Below are 14,625 nucleotides of genomic sequence, written 5' to 3'. Positions count from 1 at the left end.
ACTAGGTACTATACTTCTTAATCCATTTATTATAGCCGTGAATTCTACCTTTGAATAGCCAAGGTCCTGCTAAATACTTTTGTTAACATTTTTGCGGCCGGGTATCCGATCCAGATATTTGCTCGCAAATCCTAGAAAGGCTACAAGGCTGAGAGTCATGGCAACGAGGTAGAATTCTTTGCGGCCGAAGTGCTCATAGATCACACCGCCAAATGTACCGCTGATAAGACCGGATGCACTAGACCACATTACTGTGAACAGAGCTAGTCCGGTAGCCCTGTAATGATCCGGAATGAGACGCGTCAGGTACCTGACCGCAGTAACAAAGAAGATCCCGAACGTGACGCTGTGTAGAGTCTGAATCGCAATCACACTGAAAGCGGAATCGGTAAGGCTCATGAGAAGGAACCGCAGGGCGAACATCAGACACGCGAATAAGATCAGTGGCAGCTCTTTAAGCCGATCTCCATAGATACTAAGCAGGAAGAAGATTGGGATCTCGGAAAGGGAAGAGGCGAGAACTCCCCATCCTACCAGGTTATCACTGGCCCCCATTTCCTTCATGGCAATGGTCAGGAAGGCATCATTCATGCGGTGACCAATGGCAAGGCAGAAGACACAGCCGAAGAACCAGAGCAGCTCCTTTTGCCGAAGTATTTTCCAGAGTCCTGATGTATCCATTTTATTCGCGGAAGATGACTGGTCACGAATGAAGAAAGTCAGGAATAAAGCAATCAGCGTAAGTACGATGCTAATTCGGATGGTCCAAGAGGTGCCTAATGCGGTTAAGACATAACCTATTACAATCGCGAAGGTGGCAAATCCAAGAGAACCGAATATGCGGATCACGGTGAAGCTCTTCCCATATTCTTTGGCCGTTGTGATCGCCATCGTATCAGTAAGCGGGTATATAGGGTAATAAAAAAAGTAAAATACCATGATAACGATCAGAATACCGAGGAAAGATCCGGAGACTGACAATATGATAGAGAGCACAAGCTGGCCGACTAATAGTAGGATGAGTATCCTCTTTATCGTGCGGTAGCGGTCACTAATCATACTCCAGAGAAGATTGGAGAATAGAGAGATCATTGGCCCTATAGCGTAGAGATAGCCAATCTGTGCGTTGGTGAATCCCAGGCTTCTATAGAAGAGGGGGAAGAAAGAGAAGACAAGGACGCTGATTCCGTACACTGTAAATGTAAAAGCACGGAGCCAGTTAACGTCCCGCCGGATATGATGAGAATTCATACTAGGAGGCTCCAATCCGTAATTTTAAATGTAATGTTCATTAAACAGCCATCGTTAGTATAGCATAACGAAGCACCAAATTACCGGATTATCCGATATAATATGGGGTATCTAATACCTCTGGGAGGGATTGAAGTGGACGTATTTGTATATGATAGCAGGCTGGGAATCAAGGTCCCGGAATTTGATACTCCATTCGAGGAGCTGCCTTTGATGGAGAGACGAGGGATCATAGAGACCTGGGAAGACATACGCGGTCAAATTCCGACCCGGGTTATGGAGCTCGAGCAGATCATTGTGATAAAGCTGAGAGAGCTTGGAGAAGAGAATAACTTCGCTGTTTCATGCAAGATTAACAGTGACATTGCAGAACTTGCGAGTATCATTAATGATCTTCATATATGGTATAGAGTATCTGCCGAGGAATCGGAAGGAAAGAGGCACTCTTGAGGCTGTCTATGACATTGATCATTTGTAGAAAAAGAAGGATCATATTATAATAAAGAATGGTTCAAACCAGTGAATGATGACTATCATGTGGAGGCAAGCCTTTGATTGATCTTGAAGAACGCCCATATCAGATACCCCGTGATCCGATCAGGCTGATGAGCCGGGTATATAAGTATTTATTGCCAGACGTGCGTTCCGAGCTGAGTGAGTGGAGGCAGAGGGCCGAGGCCATACCGGATCCTGAGCTTAGAAGACAAGCCCTTGCCAGCATTGCTACCAAGGAATTTCACTGTCAGGGAGGCTCCGTCTATGCGTTAGCCCATCTTGAGCAGAGACACGTGCTGATTCCGTTAATCGTAGCCTTTCAGACTATAAGTGATTATTTGGATAATCTGTGCGACCGAAGCACGTCGATGGACGCGGATGATTTCCGTCTGCTGCATCAATCGATGCTGGATGCGGTCGATCCGGATGCACCTTTGCACAATTATTACGAACTACGCGACGAGAAGGAGGATGGGGGGTATCTGCACCGCCTTGTCGCCACGTGCCGTAACTGTATCGCTAAGCTTCCCGGATACGAAGCGGCCAAGCCGCAGATCTTGATGCTGGTCAAGCTGTATACAGATTTGCAGGTGTACAAGCACATAAGACCTGAACTGCGGGAGCCGGCGCTGTTAAAGTGGCACTCCGAGCACCAGAACCTGGCTCCAGAGCTTAAATGGAACGAGTTCGCTGCGGCTACCGGGTCCACACTTGGAGTATTCATGCTCTTCCTCGCAGCAAGCCATAAGGATCTTGATCAGACAAGCGCAGAGGTAATCAGACATGCTTATTTCCCGCATGTATGCGGATTACATATTATGCTTGATTATTTAATTGATCAGGATGAAGACCGGATCGGCGGAGATCTGAATTTCTGCAATTATTATGACAATACAGAAATGATGCTGGACCGGATATCCCTGATTGTTCAGTCTGCTAGGCAGGATGTTACTGTGCTCCCTGCATCTTCTTTTCACCGGATGATTATTGAGGGACTTCTTGCTTTGTACTTATCAGATCCCAAAGTAAGCCAGCAGCAGGAGATTCGCAGCGTATCCAGAAAATTGATGAAGAAGAGTCCCCTTACGAGATTATTCTTCTTCGTGAACAGCCGCTGGATCCGAAAGCATATTTAAGCAATCATTTTGAGGAGGCAACCATTATGACACAAATTAAAAAAATTGCCGTATTAACCAGCGGTGGAGATTCCCAAGGGATGAACGCAGCAGTTCGTGCTGTTGTGCGAAGCGGCTTGTACTATGGACTTGAGGTCTATGGAATTCAGCGCGGTTATCAAGGCTTGCTGAATAATGATATCTTTGCGATGGATATCCGCAGTGTCGGAGATATTATTCAGCGCGGGGGAACCATTCTCCAATCCGCACGCTGTCTGGAATTCAAGACGCTGGAAGGCCAGCAGAAGGGTGCCCAAATCCTGCGGGATCGCGGAATTGACGGACTGGTAGTTATCGGCGGTGACGGATCCTACCAGGGTGCTGAGAAGCTAAGTCGTCTAGGAATCAAGACGATGGGGCTTCCGGGAACGATCGATAACGATATTTCCTTTACGGATTATACAATTGGTTTTGATACTGCCGTTAATGTTGTTGTGGAAGCTGTGAACAAGCTTCGTGACACGATGTCATCACACGAACGTTCCTCCGTGGTAGAGGTTATGGGACGTCACTGTGGAGATATCGCCCTGCATGCAGGTCTTGCATCTGGAGCCGAGACGATTCTTGTGCCGGAAGTATCTTATGACCTGAATGAGGTTGCTGACCGAATGAAGGCGAACTTTGATCATGGTAAGAGACACAGTATCGTAATCGTTGCTGAGGGAGTAGGCAGAGGCGAGGATGTCGCTACAGCCTTGAAAGAATGTTACCCTTCCATCGATCCGCGTGTTACCGTGCTCGGACATATTCAGCGCGGTGGATCCCCAACTCCATTTGACCGGAACTTGGCCAGCCGTTTGGGTGACTTCGCTGTGCGTAAGCTGATTGAAGGAGAGTCTAACAAAGGCTGCGGCGTTCTCCAAGGCGAGCTTGTCCTTACAGATATCGAGAAAGTAGTCAACACCAAGAAGCCGTTCAATATGGAGCTGTACGAGCTCGCTTCACGGTTGTCCCAATAATTTATTTCATTAGAATAGAGAAAAGGAATCCTGCCGTTTGAAGTGCTCCCTGTCAAGTGGACAGTGAATAAAACAAAAACGATTCGTTTATTTTCCTCAGCTCGTTTTAACAGAGCTGAGATTTTTTCATTATGCAGCTCTTCGGTATTCGTTAGGTGACAAACCATCCAAACACTCTGTATACCGGTAGTTGTTGTAATAACGAATATATTCGCTAACGTCTTTGAGGACATCTTCATAGGTATCATACTTTGTAAGATAATAGCTCTCTGATTTGTAAGTGCCCCAAAATCGTTCAATAGGTTGGTTGTCCAAGCATCGGCTCACACGAGACATGCTTTTCATAAATCCGTATTTTACATGGAGTCGATTATACTCATGAGACGTATACTGGAAGCCTCTGTCACTTTGAATAAGCGGGGTTACACCGGGGTTCTTCTCATAAGCCTTCTTTAGCGTATCCATGACGAGTTTATTGTTGTTGGAGGGGCTTAACACCCATGAAACGATAGAGTTATCGTATACATCAAGAATTGCACTCAGGTAGGCTTTACGGCCGTTTCCGTACTTCAATTCTGTAACGTCTGTACACCACTTCATATTAGGAGCAACTGCCTGAAATTCACGGTTCATTACATTTTGAGCTACATGCATCTCAGAGACTTTCACGTAGTTCGGCCGTTTCCTACGAATTACCGCCTTTAATCCAAGAGCACGCATAATTCGGTAATACCGCTTTTTATTGTACTTCTTCTTGAGCTTTCGGTTTAATTGGGTGCGCATTTGGCGATAGCCAAGTATCCCCTTTCGCTTGTCATAGCGAAGCTTCACTTCTTTAGCTAGCGTATAATTCTCAAGTTCTCTGGCGGATGGCATCCATTTTAACCCCTTATAATAGGCAGATCGAGCAACTCCGGCTAACGCACACAATTTCGTAATTGCATAACCTTTTTCTTTGTTCAGTTCTTGAATCGCTTGATACAAGTCTGCTTGTCGAACAAGGGTTAGCGTGTATTTCGTCGCTTGATCTCCGCCAACTTTTTTGCGAGGGCATTCTCCATTTCCAGGTATTCGTTTCGAGCTTCTAATTCCTTGATCCGTAGCTTAAGCCGTTCATGCTCATCTAGTTCCTCTGCAGGCTTTTTACGACCTCGGTTGTCCTTGAGGGCATCTTCACTACCAGCTCGGTATTTCCGAACCCATGCGTACACCTGCTGATAGGATACATCGTACTTTTCGATCGCCTTCTGATAATCCAAACCATTAGCGATTGTATATTGTGCAATTTCAATGCGTTCCTTGAAAGTTGTTTTACGTCCTTTGTTCATATGAGACAGTCCTTTTCCCTTAGGTGTAGGTTTCAATTCTATCTCATTAGTATACTTGGAAATCCATTTTCCCAAAACACTTCTACTCGAAATACGATGCTTCTTTGTTGCCTCTTCTACGGAGCAATGACCAGACAACACGTCTTTAATAGCCGCAAGCTTCAATTCCTTTGAGTATGATTTCCATGTATTCGATTCCTTTAATCCATCCAAACCATCTGCTTTATACTTTCTTATCCAATCCTTAACCGTACTCTTACAAACTCTAAGCTGTTTCGCTTCATAGTTTGGATTAGACTTATGCTCAAGACACCGCTGTACGGCATGTAATTTTACTTCTAAAGAAATAGGACTTCTTTTTGACATTAGAAAAACTCCCATCATTGTAGCAGTAGAAGTTTTTGTTTTTTCTACTGTCTACTATGATGGGAGCATATCAGTTGATGGCGTGTGGATTCCTTTTTCTTATGCGTTCTATCTCGTTACCCGGCAATTCGCTTTAGTACTTCCATGATTTCCTCGGTAGGCCTCAGACCCTTTTCCGCAAATGCGATCTTACCTTCCAAGTCGATCACAATGACCACGCGATGCTGCATCAAGAAACCGAGTGTCTTCCCGATGTCATACTGACGGCGGATCTCTCCGTTCATGTCAACAACAAGCGGGAAATCATATCCGTGCTTAGCCGCAAATTTCTCATGGCTTTCTTTCGATCCAGGATTCACTCCGAGCACAAGAGCATTGAAGCCGGTATACGACGGCTCTGCATCTCTAACCGCACATAGCTGTGTGGTACAGCCGGGTGTATCATCCATGGGATAAAAGATAAGTACAATTGGCCGTGTGCCTATATACTCAGCCAAATCAATCCATCCTTGTGTACTTTCGGCGCGGAACAGCGGCGCCTTCGTTCCTTCGCTGAGCATTAAATATTCACGCTCCTATTTTCATCTAGTCCTATAATGGCAATGATTGTATTCCAGTTTATTGTAGTATGCTGAGTCTAAGGATGCAAAGCCGGTGTGGACAATAATTCCAGTAAAGTATATTATTATACATAGATTATCGATGCATAGAATTATGATACATTGTGTCGTATCAGTCATTTAGCTCTGAAGGAGGCTGGATTGATGAAGATTAGCAAAGAAATGATTAAAGGTAGTACAGGCACCTTGATATTAACGCTTTTATCGCGGGAGCCCCTGTATGGGTATGAGATCATCAAGCAACTGGATCACAGTTCGGGAGGCATTTTTACACTGAAGGAAGGTACCTTGTATCCACTGCTGCACAGCATGGAGTCTGAACAGTGGGTTGAAGCTTTCTGGACCGAGAACGGGGGAAGGAAGCGTAAGTATTACCGGATAACCGATAGCGGATTGAAGCAGCTTGAAGAGAAGAGAACTGAGTGGAAAGTATTCCGGCAGGCGGTTGATACAGTTCTGGGGGAAGGAGGAGGACACTAAACATGCAGGATCAACGACGGGAATTTTTGGATAAAGTGTGTACACAGGTAAAGGCTAAGGAAGTACATCCTTCCGTTCGGGAAGAATTGGATAACCATTTAGAAGAACTGATTGAGGCTAGAGTAGACCAAGGATATGATGCGGATGAGGCCGTCAATTGGGCTGTTACCCAAATGGGCGATCCTGCTGAAGTCGGGAAGCAGCTTCATAAGGTACATAAACCGCGGATTAATTACGGACTTATCTTGATTGTGCTGTTCTTTGCAGCGATCAGCGTGGTCTCTATGTGGTCGGTAGGTGAGAACTATGCAGCATACTCAGAAAAGTATGCATCCGCAGGGTTCCTTGAGAAGCAGGTATTTTTCCTGGTACTCGGTATTGTTGTGATGATCGGAGTATATTTTCTGGATTATCGCAAGCTGTATAAAGCAGCTTGGTATTTGTATGGTCTCGTAATGGCGGGGTTTGTATTTACGTTTAACGGACCCCTTATGGATGGTCAGCACAGGTATATTATCCTTGGCTCTTTAGCTTGGGATTGGGCTAACATCAGTTCTTATGTGCTATTGATTGCTGTTGCGGGGATTTTACAGCAGTTGTCAAAGTTGAAGTTGAGGTTAATGAATCGTAAATTTGCCGAGTTAATAATCTTAGGGTTACCTATACTTATATATACACGTCTTCCAGCCTTGACAGAGCTAGGATTCTATCTAATTGGATGTGCAGGATTATACGCTTGGATGTACCGCCGACGGGTTAGTGTGGGTGTAGGAATTGGGATTGGAGCTTTGATTAGCCTGGCGAGTGGATATCTCTATCTTAGTAATGGCCGATTTATTCACATGCGAGACACAATTACGGGAGCCCTTAATCCTTATAATGACCCCGATGGTTACGGGTATGTCTACGTCCACACAAGAGAGGCTGTTCAATCCGCAGGCTGGTGGGGCAGAGGACTGGGCGCTCCGCTTAAGGAGCTTCCGTACATTCAATCGGATAATCTTATGACCTATCTTCTATACAGTTTTGGCTGGTTCGCAGGGATTGTCATAGCAATAGCCACCCTAATGCTCATCCATCGTATGATTGTTACTTACAAAAGAGTCGATGATCAGTTTGGCAAATCATTGATCCTGATCATCATGATGATGCTTGGAGCCCGGCTCGTATACGGGCTGGCCATGGCCATAGGCTATGTTCCCATTTTAGGGGTGACCTTCCCATTCGTAGGTTATGGCGGTTCTCATTTGCTGATTGAGTTCGCGGCCGTAGGGTTATTGCTGTCTATTTATCGGAGAAAAGAAATCGTCCGGGCAGCTTCATCCACAGCCTCGACCTCGTAAGGCGCCGGCTTATGCTGTTCACAGATTAAAGAACGCCGCCATATCCTTGTTGGATGGGGCGGCGTTCTTTAGTCTATATAAGTTGAATTTAAGAATTACTTATAGGCAAGAGTGTGAAATGATTTCGGAGAAGCGGAGCGTTCGCCTTTGTGATTAGACTTCTACCTTAGAAAATTAATAAAGAAGTCTGAGAACAACAGCGATCGTAGGAACATTTCACACGGCAGCCTACCATGTAAATATTAGTTCAACTTATATAATTATTGTAAGGGCAGGCCCAAGTCCTTGGCATACTTCTTCTGCATATAAGCGAGCCGCAGGAATAATGATACGGCAGCAACCGCCAGACCGCTGATTAATCCCAGCCAGTAACCGTAGGGTCCTTGACTGGTGTAATTAGCGAGCACATACCCCAGTGGCAGGCCAATGACCCAATAGGCGATAAATGCAAGAAGGAACGGAGAGTTCACATCCTTATATCCCCTAAGAGCTCCCTGGATCGGAGCGGCAATCGCATCCGAAAGCTGAAAGAATATAGCGTAGATCAGAAAGTGCTTGGTAAGCTCGATCACCGTAGGCTCATCGGAGTATAAAGACGCAACGCCATGCTGGAATACTAACAGAATGATTGCAGTGACGATGGACATGCCAGCTGCAGTTCCTATTCCGAGATTTGTATATTGCTTCGCATCCCGGAGTCTGGCTGCTCCAGTCTCGAATCCCACCAGGATCGTCAGAGATAGACAGATACTGAGCGGGATCATATACAGCGTAGAGGCGAAGTTGAGTGCAGCTTGATGCGCTGCAATGGTCTTCGTATCATACTGGCTCATGAACAGAGTTACGGCAGCGAAGACTGCCGTTTCGAAGAAAATGGCGAATCCAATTGGAACACCGATCTTGAGCAGCTCCTTCCATTTGGAGAAGGAGATTCTGTACCACTTTCGCAGCATCTGATACTCCGAGAATGCCTCGCTTTTACGGATAACAACGAATGCCAGTATGAAGATGCACCAATAGGTGAAAGCAGAAGCAACGCCGGAGCCGATACCCCCAAGCCGCGGGAACCCCATTTTCCCGAATATCAGCAGATAATTCACTAGAACATTAATGGGCAGAGACATCAGTGTAATTGTCATCGAGATACGGGTCTGGCCAATGGAATCAATAAAAGATCGCAGTACGGTATAACCGAATAAAGGGATTACTCCGGCTCCGATAGCAACCAGGAAATAGTGGGCAACATGCTGGACCTTCGGCTCAAGGCCCATACCGTTTAGAATAGGATCAAGCGCAATACTGCCTCCAATAATGACCACGATAGACACTGCTAGAGACAGTAGTATGGCTTGCACCACATTAAAGTTCACCTGATCCCGATCCTTCTTACCAACAAGATGAGAGACAATGGGGGTGATCCCCATAAGAATTCCGCTTAATCCAGTCTGGACAGGTAGCCAGAGACTTGATCCTATTGCAGCACCCGCAAGATCGGCTGGGCTGGAATGGCCTGACATCATCGTATCGAAGAAGGTCATCAGCGACAGCGTGATCTGGGTAATCAGGATTGGAATAAGAATATGAATAAACTGGATATACTTTTGTTTTAGGCTGAATGTCTGTTTCATTTCAAGTCTCCATTTCAATTAGCACTACTCTTGAGTGTGAAGCTGTCTCACACAAAGAAAAAGCCCGGTAAAGGGCTTTTGATATTTTTAAACCAAATACTTATTTGTAATCTACACCAGCTGTATAGCGGTTATTCGCATTCCAGAGCAGGTACTCATCCACCTTCATATCCTTGAGTGCCCGAATCTGTTCTTCAACCTCGTGTTTGCCATATTTCAAATAATGACCGCTGCCCAGCCAGCTCGCGGTGAAATCCTGAATCCAGGGACGAATGATCGGCTTCTTCTCACCTAAAGGGTCAAGCTTTTTATGTGTATCTGCAACAGAGCCCTTGATGGTCTGATATGGCGCTTTATCCGGGTCCTTGGCTCCAAACCAGCCAGCCGTATAGTGGCTTGGATAGATCATAGGCGAGATCACGTTCACGTTCTTGGAGATCTTGGTGAAATCCTGTCCAATTCCCTCGGCCGCGGGAACAGAAGCTGCATAGCCAAAAATATCAACAGATACTCGTACACCAAGGGGTTCGAGTTCTTTTCGCGCATAGTCTACAAAAGAGGATACCGCATCCACACGACTCTTGTTGTCTTTAATGTATTTCAATGTATTGGCCCGCTTCTCAAAGCCCTCCGGGAAACGAACATAATCGAACTGAATTTCTTTGAATCCGAGAGCAGCGGCTTCTTTGGCAATAGCGACGTTATACTCCCATACGTCTTTGCTGTAAGGATTGACGAAGCTGTCTCCTTTGCCATTGCTCCAGACAGTGCCGTTACTTTGACGGAACGATAGCTCCGGATGCTTCTTGGCAAGCACGGTGTCCTTAAAAACAACAACCCGTGCGATGGGATATACATTATGCTTCTTCAACCGGTCCATAAGTCCATGAATATCACGTATAAATGACTGCGGCTTGCCGTATTTAAGAAGCTCTTGATTTGTCGTTGGGTAAGTTATGTAACCAGAGTCGTCTTTCAGGTCGATGACCATTGCATTTAGTTCTGTATTGTCCGTCAAATTAAGCAGCTGCTCCATTCGGGCTCCGCCAGCACTGTAGGCTGTGACATAAATGCCTTTAACCTTGGGTGCGTCTTCCTGAGGATCCGACTTAACCGTTGTTGTTGTTGTTGTTGTTGTTGTTGTTGTTGTTGTTCCAGTGGGTGCTGTTCCATTTGCAGCCTTCTGAGAATAGGAAGCGATAGATTGATAGGATGATTTCAGTATACTAGCAAAGCTTCCTTTCTGAGGTTGATCCGTCTGATGGCCAGAAGAAGTACTCACAGCCAGCATTAGCAGTGTCCATAAGATGTTCATGTGAAGTTTCTCTCCCTTGTTTGCACTCTCTATAATTATATCGAATTGGATAAATGCCTGAAAGAACAGGATTGTCATTTTTCGTTAGAAATAAAGTATATAGGTTGATGTATCCTCTTTAAACTTAAAAATATGTGGTTAAACGCCCAATAATTAGTAAACGTCGGAAATTTAACAATGTCTATACAAAAATGATAAGCCGCTTCTTGTACAAGAAGCGGCTTAAGGTGTTCTTGGTTAATGTAAAAGCGCGGAGCTTTGATGCTCACAAATGCTGTAATGAATAATCTCTAAAGCATCTTCAGGTTCCAGAACAGTGAAGCCGTCTCGAAGAAGAATTCTGGAATTCAACTCTTCCTTATTGAAGACCGGCATCATATCGGGGAACCACTTCATGACGATTTGAGAAAGTTTTACCGTTTCCATGTCCACAATAATCATCCTTTCCTCCGGAATCATTCATTTAAAGAATCATTCATCGTACCGGAAAAGCTATTAACCTGTGAAAATAAAGGGTAAAGCTTCATTCTGCATGCAAATCATGAATTTGGCAAAGATCCGTGCTTCAATATCATAACATATTCCCCCAGGGGGTGCACCAGAGGTAATTAACTACGCCGGAATGAACCCATGACGCCAACAGTTTCTACTATATTAACAAAGGCTGTGGGGTCGGTTGCTTTAATGATTTCCCGTAGTTCAGCCAGCTCGTATTTGGTGGTTACGGTCATGAGCATGTCTTTCTCCTTATGGGAGAAGGCGCCCTCGGTCTTGATCAGCGTAACTCCGCGCGGCAGTCCCAAAAGCTTTTCCAGCATGACATCCGTCTGATTCGTGATAATAAACAGCGTGACCTTGACATGGCTGATGTGAATATAATCAACGACCTTGCCGCTAAGATAGATGGACACCATGGAAGCCAGTGCGAGGTTCCATTCTCCATTTAGGTACCCCATGGCCAGAACGACCAGGGTATTCAGTACAACGATGACGCTACCAACAGGAAAGTCTCGATACTTGGTGACAATGGAGCCCAGAATATCGAATCCACCGGATGATCCTCCGGCTCTGAAGGAGATGCCTGCGCCAAGACCTACCAGTACGCCTCCAAATACAGAGGCCAGAAGAGCATCTTGGGCCAGCATTTTCGCAGGTACCGGGATCAAGGCGATGAACCAGGTTGTCGCGACAACCGAGAGGATGCTTAGACCGATGAATCTTTTGCCTAGAAGGAACAGACCTGCAATCAGGAGAGGAATGTTATACACCAGGTACATGGTGCTGATACTGAAGTTCGTGAAATATCCAGTTAACATGGACAGACCGGACACCCCGCCGCTAAGGAGCTTGTGGGGGATTAGGAAGAGATTGAAACCGGCGGCAATAAGAACTGCACCGAAGATGACCGCCAGGCTGTGACTGATAAGTTTGTACATGGGTTTCACCTCGCGCAAAATGGTTCTTGGTATGTAACTGGTGTTTCAAGAATGTTTTGTGCTATAATGTTTGAGATATTCTTGAGTAGGGATGGATTTCCATTTTAATGAATATATGTGTTACTGTTACATGGTTCAAAAGAAACGGTAAAGTTTAGATAACCAAAGGTTTATTTACCAGCTTTACCCTCCCCCTGAAATGAAACTTTTTTGCAGGATGGGACAGCCTATAAACGTTTACCGCTACTTAAGAATAACGTCAAGATTGTGGATTTGTCCACCATATAGAAGGAGCATGAATAAATTTGAGTACATTTGCAGAATTTGGCCTAGAGCCCAAGGTATTACAAGCAATTACGGAACTTGGTTTCGAGGAGGCAACCCCGATTCAGGCTAAATCCATTCCATTCGCAATGGAAGGAAGAGACTTGATCGGACAGGCGCAGACAGGTACAGGTAAGACGGCGGCTTTCGGTCTTCCGCTAATCAATAAGATCCAAAGAGAAGAAGATCGGATCGTGGCTTTGATCATGGCGCCAACGCGTGAACTTGCCATCCAGGTAGCTGAAGAGATCAGCAAGCTGTCCCGCTTCAAGGGCATTCGTTCTCTCCCGATCTACGGCGGTCAGGATATCGTTCGCCAGATCAGAGCTTTGAAGAAGAAGCCACAGATTATTATCGGAACCCCGGGTCGTCTCCTTGACCACATTAACCGCAAGACAATCAAGCTGGACGACGTACAGACTGTCATTCTTGATGAAGCGGATGAAATGCTCGATATGGGCTTTATGGATGATATCCAATCCATCCTGAAGCTTGTCCCCGAAGAGCGCCAAACAATGCTATTCTCTGCAACTATGCCAACAAATATCCAGAAGTTGGCTCAACAATTCCTGAAGAATCCGGAACATGTATCGGTAATCCCGAAACAAGTCAGTGCGCCACTGATCGACCAGGCTTATATCGAAGTGCATGAACGTCAAAAGTTCGATGCTCTTACACGCCTGCTGGATATGGAATCTCCTGAGCTGGCGATTGTCTTCGGTCGTACGAAGCGCCGGGTCGATGAGCTCGCAGAAGCCTTGTCCAAACGCGGATATTCGGCAGACGGACTTCATGGCGACTTGTCACAGAATCAACGTGATACCGTTATGCGCAAGTTCCGTGACGGCAGCATCGATGTGCTGGTAGCAACCGACGTGGCGGCACGCGGTCTGGATGTATCCGGTGTAACACACGTAGTTAACTTTGACCTTCCACAGGATCCGGAAAGCTATGTTCACCGTATTGGACGTACTGGACGCGCAGGTAAAGAAGGAGCGGCTTATTCCTTTGTAACGCCGCGTGAACTTGATCATCTGCATTTTATTGAGCGTGTAACTCGTCATCGTATTTCCAAGAAGCCTCTTCCAAGTATCGCAGAAGCAATTGAAGGCAAACAACGGATTACCGCTGAGCGCTTGATTGAGCTTGTTGAGAATGGTGAGTTGAATGAGTATAAAGGTATCGCTATTCAACTTCTTGAGCAGTATGATTCCGTGAATCTTCTCTCCGCAGCAATTAAGCTTGTTACTGGAGACAAGAAAGAAACAGGAAATATTGAACTGACTCCAGAGGAGCCAATCCGCGTGAAGCGCCGCAAGCCAGACATTCGTTCTAACGGACGCAAGCCATCCGGTGGTTATGGCAATCGCAGCGGCGGTAGAGACGGTGGAGGATCTTACCGTGGGAACAACCGTGAAGGTGGCGGTAATCGCAGTTATGGAAGCAGCAGCTACGGCAGTGGCAAAGGTGGATATAACAGTGGTAGCAGAGAAGGAGGACGTGATTATTCTTCCCGTTCTTACTCGGATCGGAAGCCACGTTCTACCGGTGGCGAACGCCGTCCTTCGACACGCAGCGATAACGAATAATAGATCGCATATCAAGGAAGACGAAGCGGCTCGCCGCTTCGTCTTCTTTTGTTCTTATGCAGCCATGCCTAGATAAAAGTACGGGTGACAATGACCAGCAAAATAAACAATACCAGAATAGTACCAGTAGAAGTAAACATGTTACCGTATCCTACATTGGACATGGTCGGGTACCTCCTTCGATGGGAAAAAGTTTAGATTTACAAGGTATCATATGGCACTAAACCCGGTCATGATAAAGACACTGACCTATATGGATGAAAATAGGCGCTGGAATGCAGATTCCTGATAGAGTATAGTAATAATTACAGATACT

General features: G+C 45.7%; 15 protein-coding genes. 6 read left to right on the top strand and 9 right to left on the bottom strand.

All coding sequences use genetic code 11. The features are described from left to right. Positions 1 to 69 precede the first annotated feature (69 nt). Positions 70 to 1,251: an MFS transporter gene (locus ACRRNK_RS16010; protein ID WP_433943710.1), complete on the bottom strand. Its 1,182-nt coding sequence runs from the start codon at positions 1,249 to 1,251 to the stop codon at positions 70 to 72. Positions 1,252 to 1,386: 135 nt separating this feature from the next. Here ACRRNK_RS16010 and ACRRNK_RS16005 point away from each other — a divergent pair, with 135 nt between their 5' ends. From ACRRNK_RS16005 to pfkA, 3 genes are all read left to right on the top strand, one after another. Beyond that, positions 1,387 to 1,701 carry a hypothetical protein gene (locus tag ACRRNK_RS16005; protein ID WP_433943709.1) on the top strand — a complete coding sequence of 105 codons (315 nt, stop codon included), beginning with the start codon at positions 1,387 to 1,389 and terminating at the stop codon, positions 1,699 to 1,701. A 155-nt stretch (positions 1,702 to 1,856) separates the two neighbouring features. Continuing rightward, positions 1,857 to 2,882: a tetraprenyl-beta-curcumene synthase family protein gene (locus ACRRNK_RS16000; protein ID WP_433946913.1), complete on the top strand. Its 1,026-nt coding sequence runs from the start codon at positions 1,857 to 1,859 to the stop codon at positions 2,880 to 2,882. Between the two features lie 26 nt (positions 2,883 to 2,908). After that, positions 2,909 to 3,880 (top strand): 6-phosphofructokinase, encoded by a 972-nt coding sequence (gene pfkA, locus ACRRNK_RS15995; protein ID WP_433943708.1) that lies wholly within the window; start codon positions 2,909 to 2,911, stop codon positions 3,878 to 3,880. A 129-nt stretch (positions 3,881 to 4,009) separates the two neighbouring features. On the opposite strand, the gene ACRRNK_RS15990 is transcribed toward pfkA, so the two are convergent. From ACRRNK_RS15990 to ACRRNK_RS15980, 3 genes are all read right to left on the bottom strand, one after another. After that, positions 4,010 to 4,951, bottom strand: a complete 942-nt coding sequence (locus ACRRNK_RS15990; protein ID WP_433946783.1) for an IS3 family transposase — start codon at positions 4,949 to 4,951, stop codon at positions 4,010 to 4,012. Then, entirely contained in the window at positions 4,885 to 5,574 is a 690-nt protein-coding gene (locus tag ACRRNK_RS15985) for a helix-turn-helix domain-containing protein (RefSeq protein WP_433943245.1), read from the bottom strand. The genes ACRRNK_RS15990 and ACRRNK_RS15985 overlap by 67 nt, the downstream gene beginning before the upstream one ends. Before the next feature lie 116 nt (positions 5,575 to 5,690). Then, positions 5,691 to 6,134, bottom strand: coding sequence for a peroxiredoxin (locus ACRRNK_RS15980; RefSeq protein ID WP_433943707.1), 444 nt, complete (start codon positions 6,132 to 6,134; stop codon positions 5,691 to 5,693). A 204-nt stretch (positions 6,135 to 6,338) separates the two neighbouring features. Between ACRRNK_RS15980 and ACRRNK_RS15975 the strand changes: the two genes are divergently transcribed. Together ACRRNK_RS15975 and ACRRNK_RS15970 are read left to right on the top strand one after the other, a co-directional pair. Continuing rightward, on the top strand, positions 6,339 to 6,674 hold the full coding sequence (locus ACRRNK_RS15975) for a PadR family transcriptional regulator (protein WP_433943706.1): 336 nt from the start codon (positions 6,339 to 6,341) through the stop codon (positions 6,672 to 6,674). A 2-nt stretch (positions 6,675 to 6,676) separates the two neighbouring features. Then, the gene (locus ACRRNK_RS15970; RefSeq protein WP_433943705.1) at positions 6,677 to 8,017 is read left to right on the top strand and encodes an FtsW/RodA/SpoVE family cell cycle protein; all 1,341 of its coding nucleotides are present in this window, start codon (positions 6,677 to 6,679) and stop codon (positions 8,015 to 8,017) included. Positions 8,018 to 8,277: 260 nt separating this feature from the next. On the opposite strand, the gene ACRRNK_RS15965 is transcribed toward ACRRNK_RS15970, so the two are convergent. From ACRRNK_RS15965 to ACRRNK_RS15950, 4 genes are all read right to left on the bottom strand, one after another. Continuing rightward, positions 8,278 to 9,645, bottom strand: coding sequence for an MATE family efflux transporter (locus ACRRNK_RS15965; protein ID WP_433943704.1), 1,368 nt, complete (start codon positions 9,643 to 9,645; stop codon positions 8,278 to 8,280). 100 nt (positions 9,646 to 9,745) lie between these two features. Then, the gene (locus ACRRNK_RS15960) at positions 9,746 to 10,960 is read right to left on the bottom strand and encodes a putative glycoside hydrolase (protein WP_433943703.1); all 1,215 of its coding nucleotides are present in this window, start codon (positions 10,958 to 10,960) and stop codon (positions 9,746 to 9,748) included. A gap of 237 nt (positions 10,961 to 11,197) precedes the next feature. Next, on the bottom strand, positions 11,198 to 11,401 hold the full coding sequence (locus ACRRNK_RS15955; protein ID WP_433943702.1) for a hypothetical protein: 204 nt from the start codon (positions 11,399 to 11,401) through the stop codon (positions 11,198 to 11,200). A gap of 167 nt (positions 11,402 to 11,568) precedes the next feature. After that, the gene (locus ACRRNK_RS15950; protein WP_433943701.1) at positions 11,569 to 12,396 is read right to left on the bottom strand and encodes a YitT family protein; all 828 of its coding nucleotides are present in this window, start codon (positions 12,394 to 12,396) and stop codon (positions 11,569 to 11,571) included. 305 nt (positions 12,397 to 12,701) lie between these two features. Between ACRRNK_RS15950 and ACRRNK_RS15945 the strand changes: the two genes are divergently transcribed. Further along, positions 12,702 to 14,309: a DEAD/DEAH box helicase gene (locus ACRRNK_RS15945; RefSeq protein ID WP_433943700.1), complete on the top strand. Its 1,608-nt coding sequence runs from the start codon at positions 12,702 to 12,704 to the stop codon at positions 14,307 to 14,309. A 68-nt stretch (positions 14,310 to 14,377) separates the two neighbouring features. On the opposite strand, the gene ACRRNK_RS15940 is transcribed toward ACRRNK_RS15945, so the two are convergent. Continuing rightward, the gene (locus ACRRNK_RS15940) at positions 14,378 to 14,473 is read right to left on the bottom strand and encodes a YjcZ family sporulation protein (RefSeq protein ID WP_433943699.1); all 96 of its coding nucleotides are present in this window, start codon (positions 14,471 to 14,473) and stop codon (positions 14,378 to 14,380) included. Positions 14,474 to 14,625: the final 152 nt, after the last annotated feature.

The organism is Paenibacillus sp. SN-8-1 (assembly GCF_050995535.1).
Lineage (GTDB): Bacteria > Bacillota > Bacilli > Paenibacillales > Paenibacillaceae > Fontibacillus.
The sequence above is the reverse complement of the archived record's forward strand: the minus strand, read 5'-3'. Positions and strand labels throughout refer to the sequence as shown.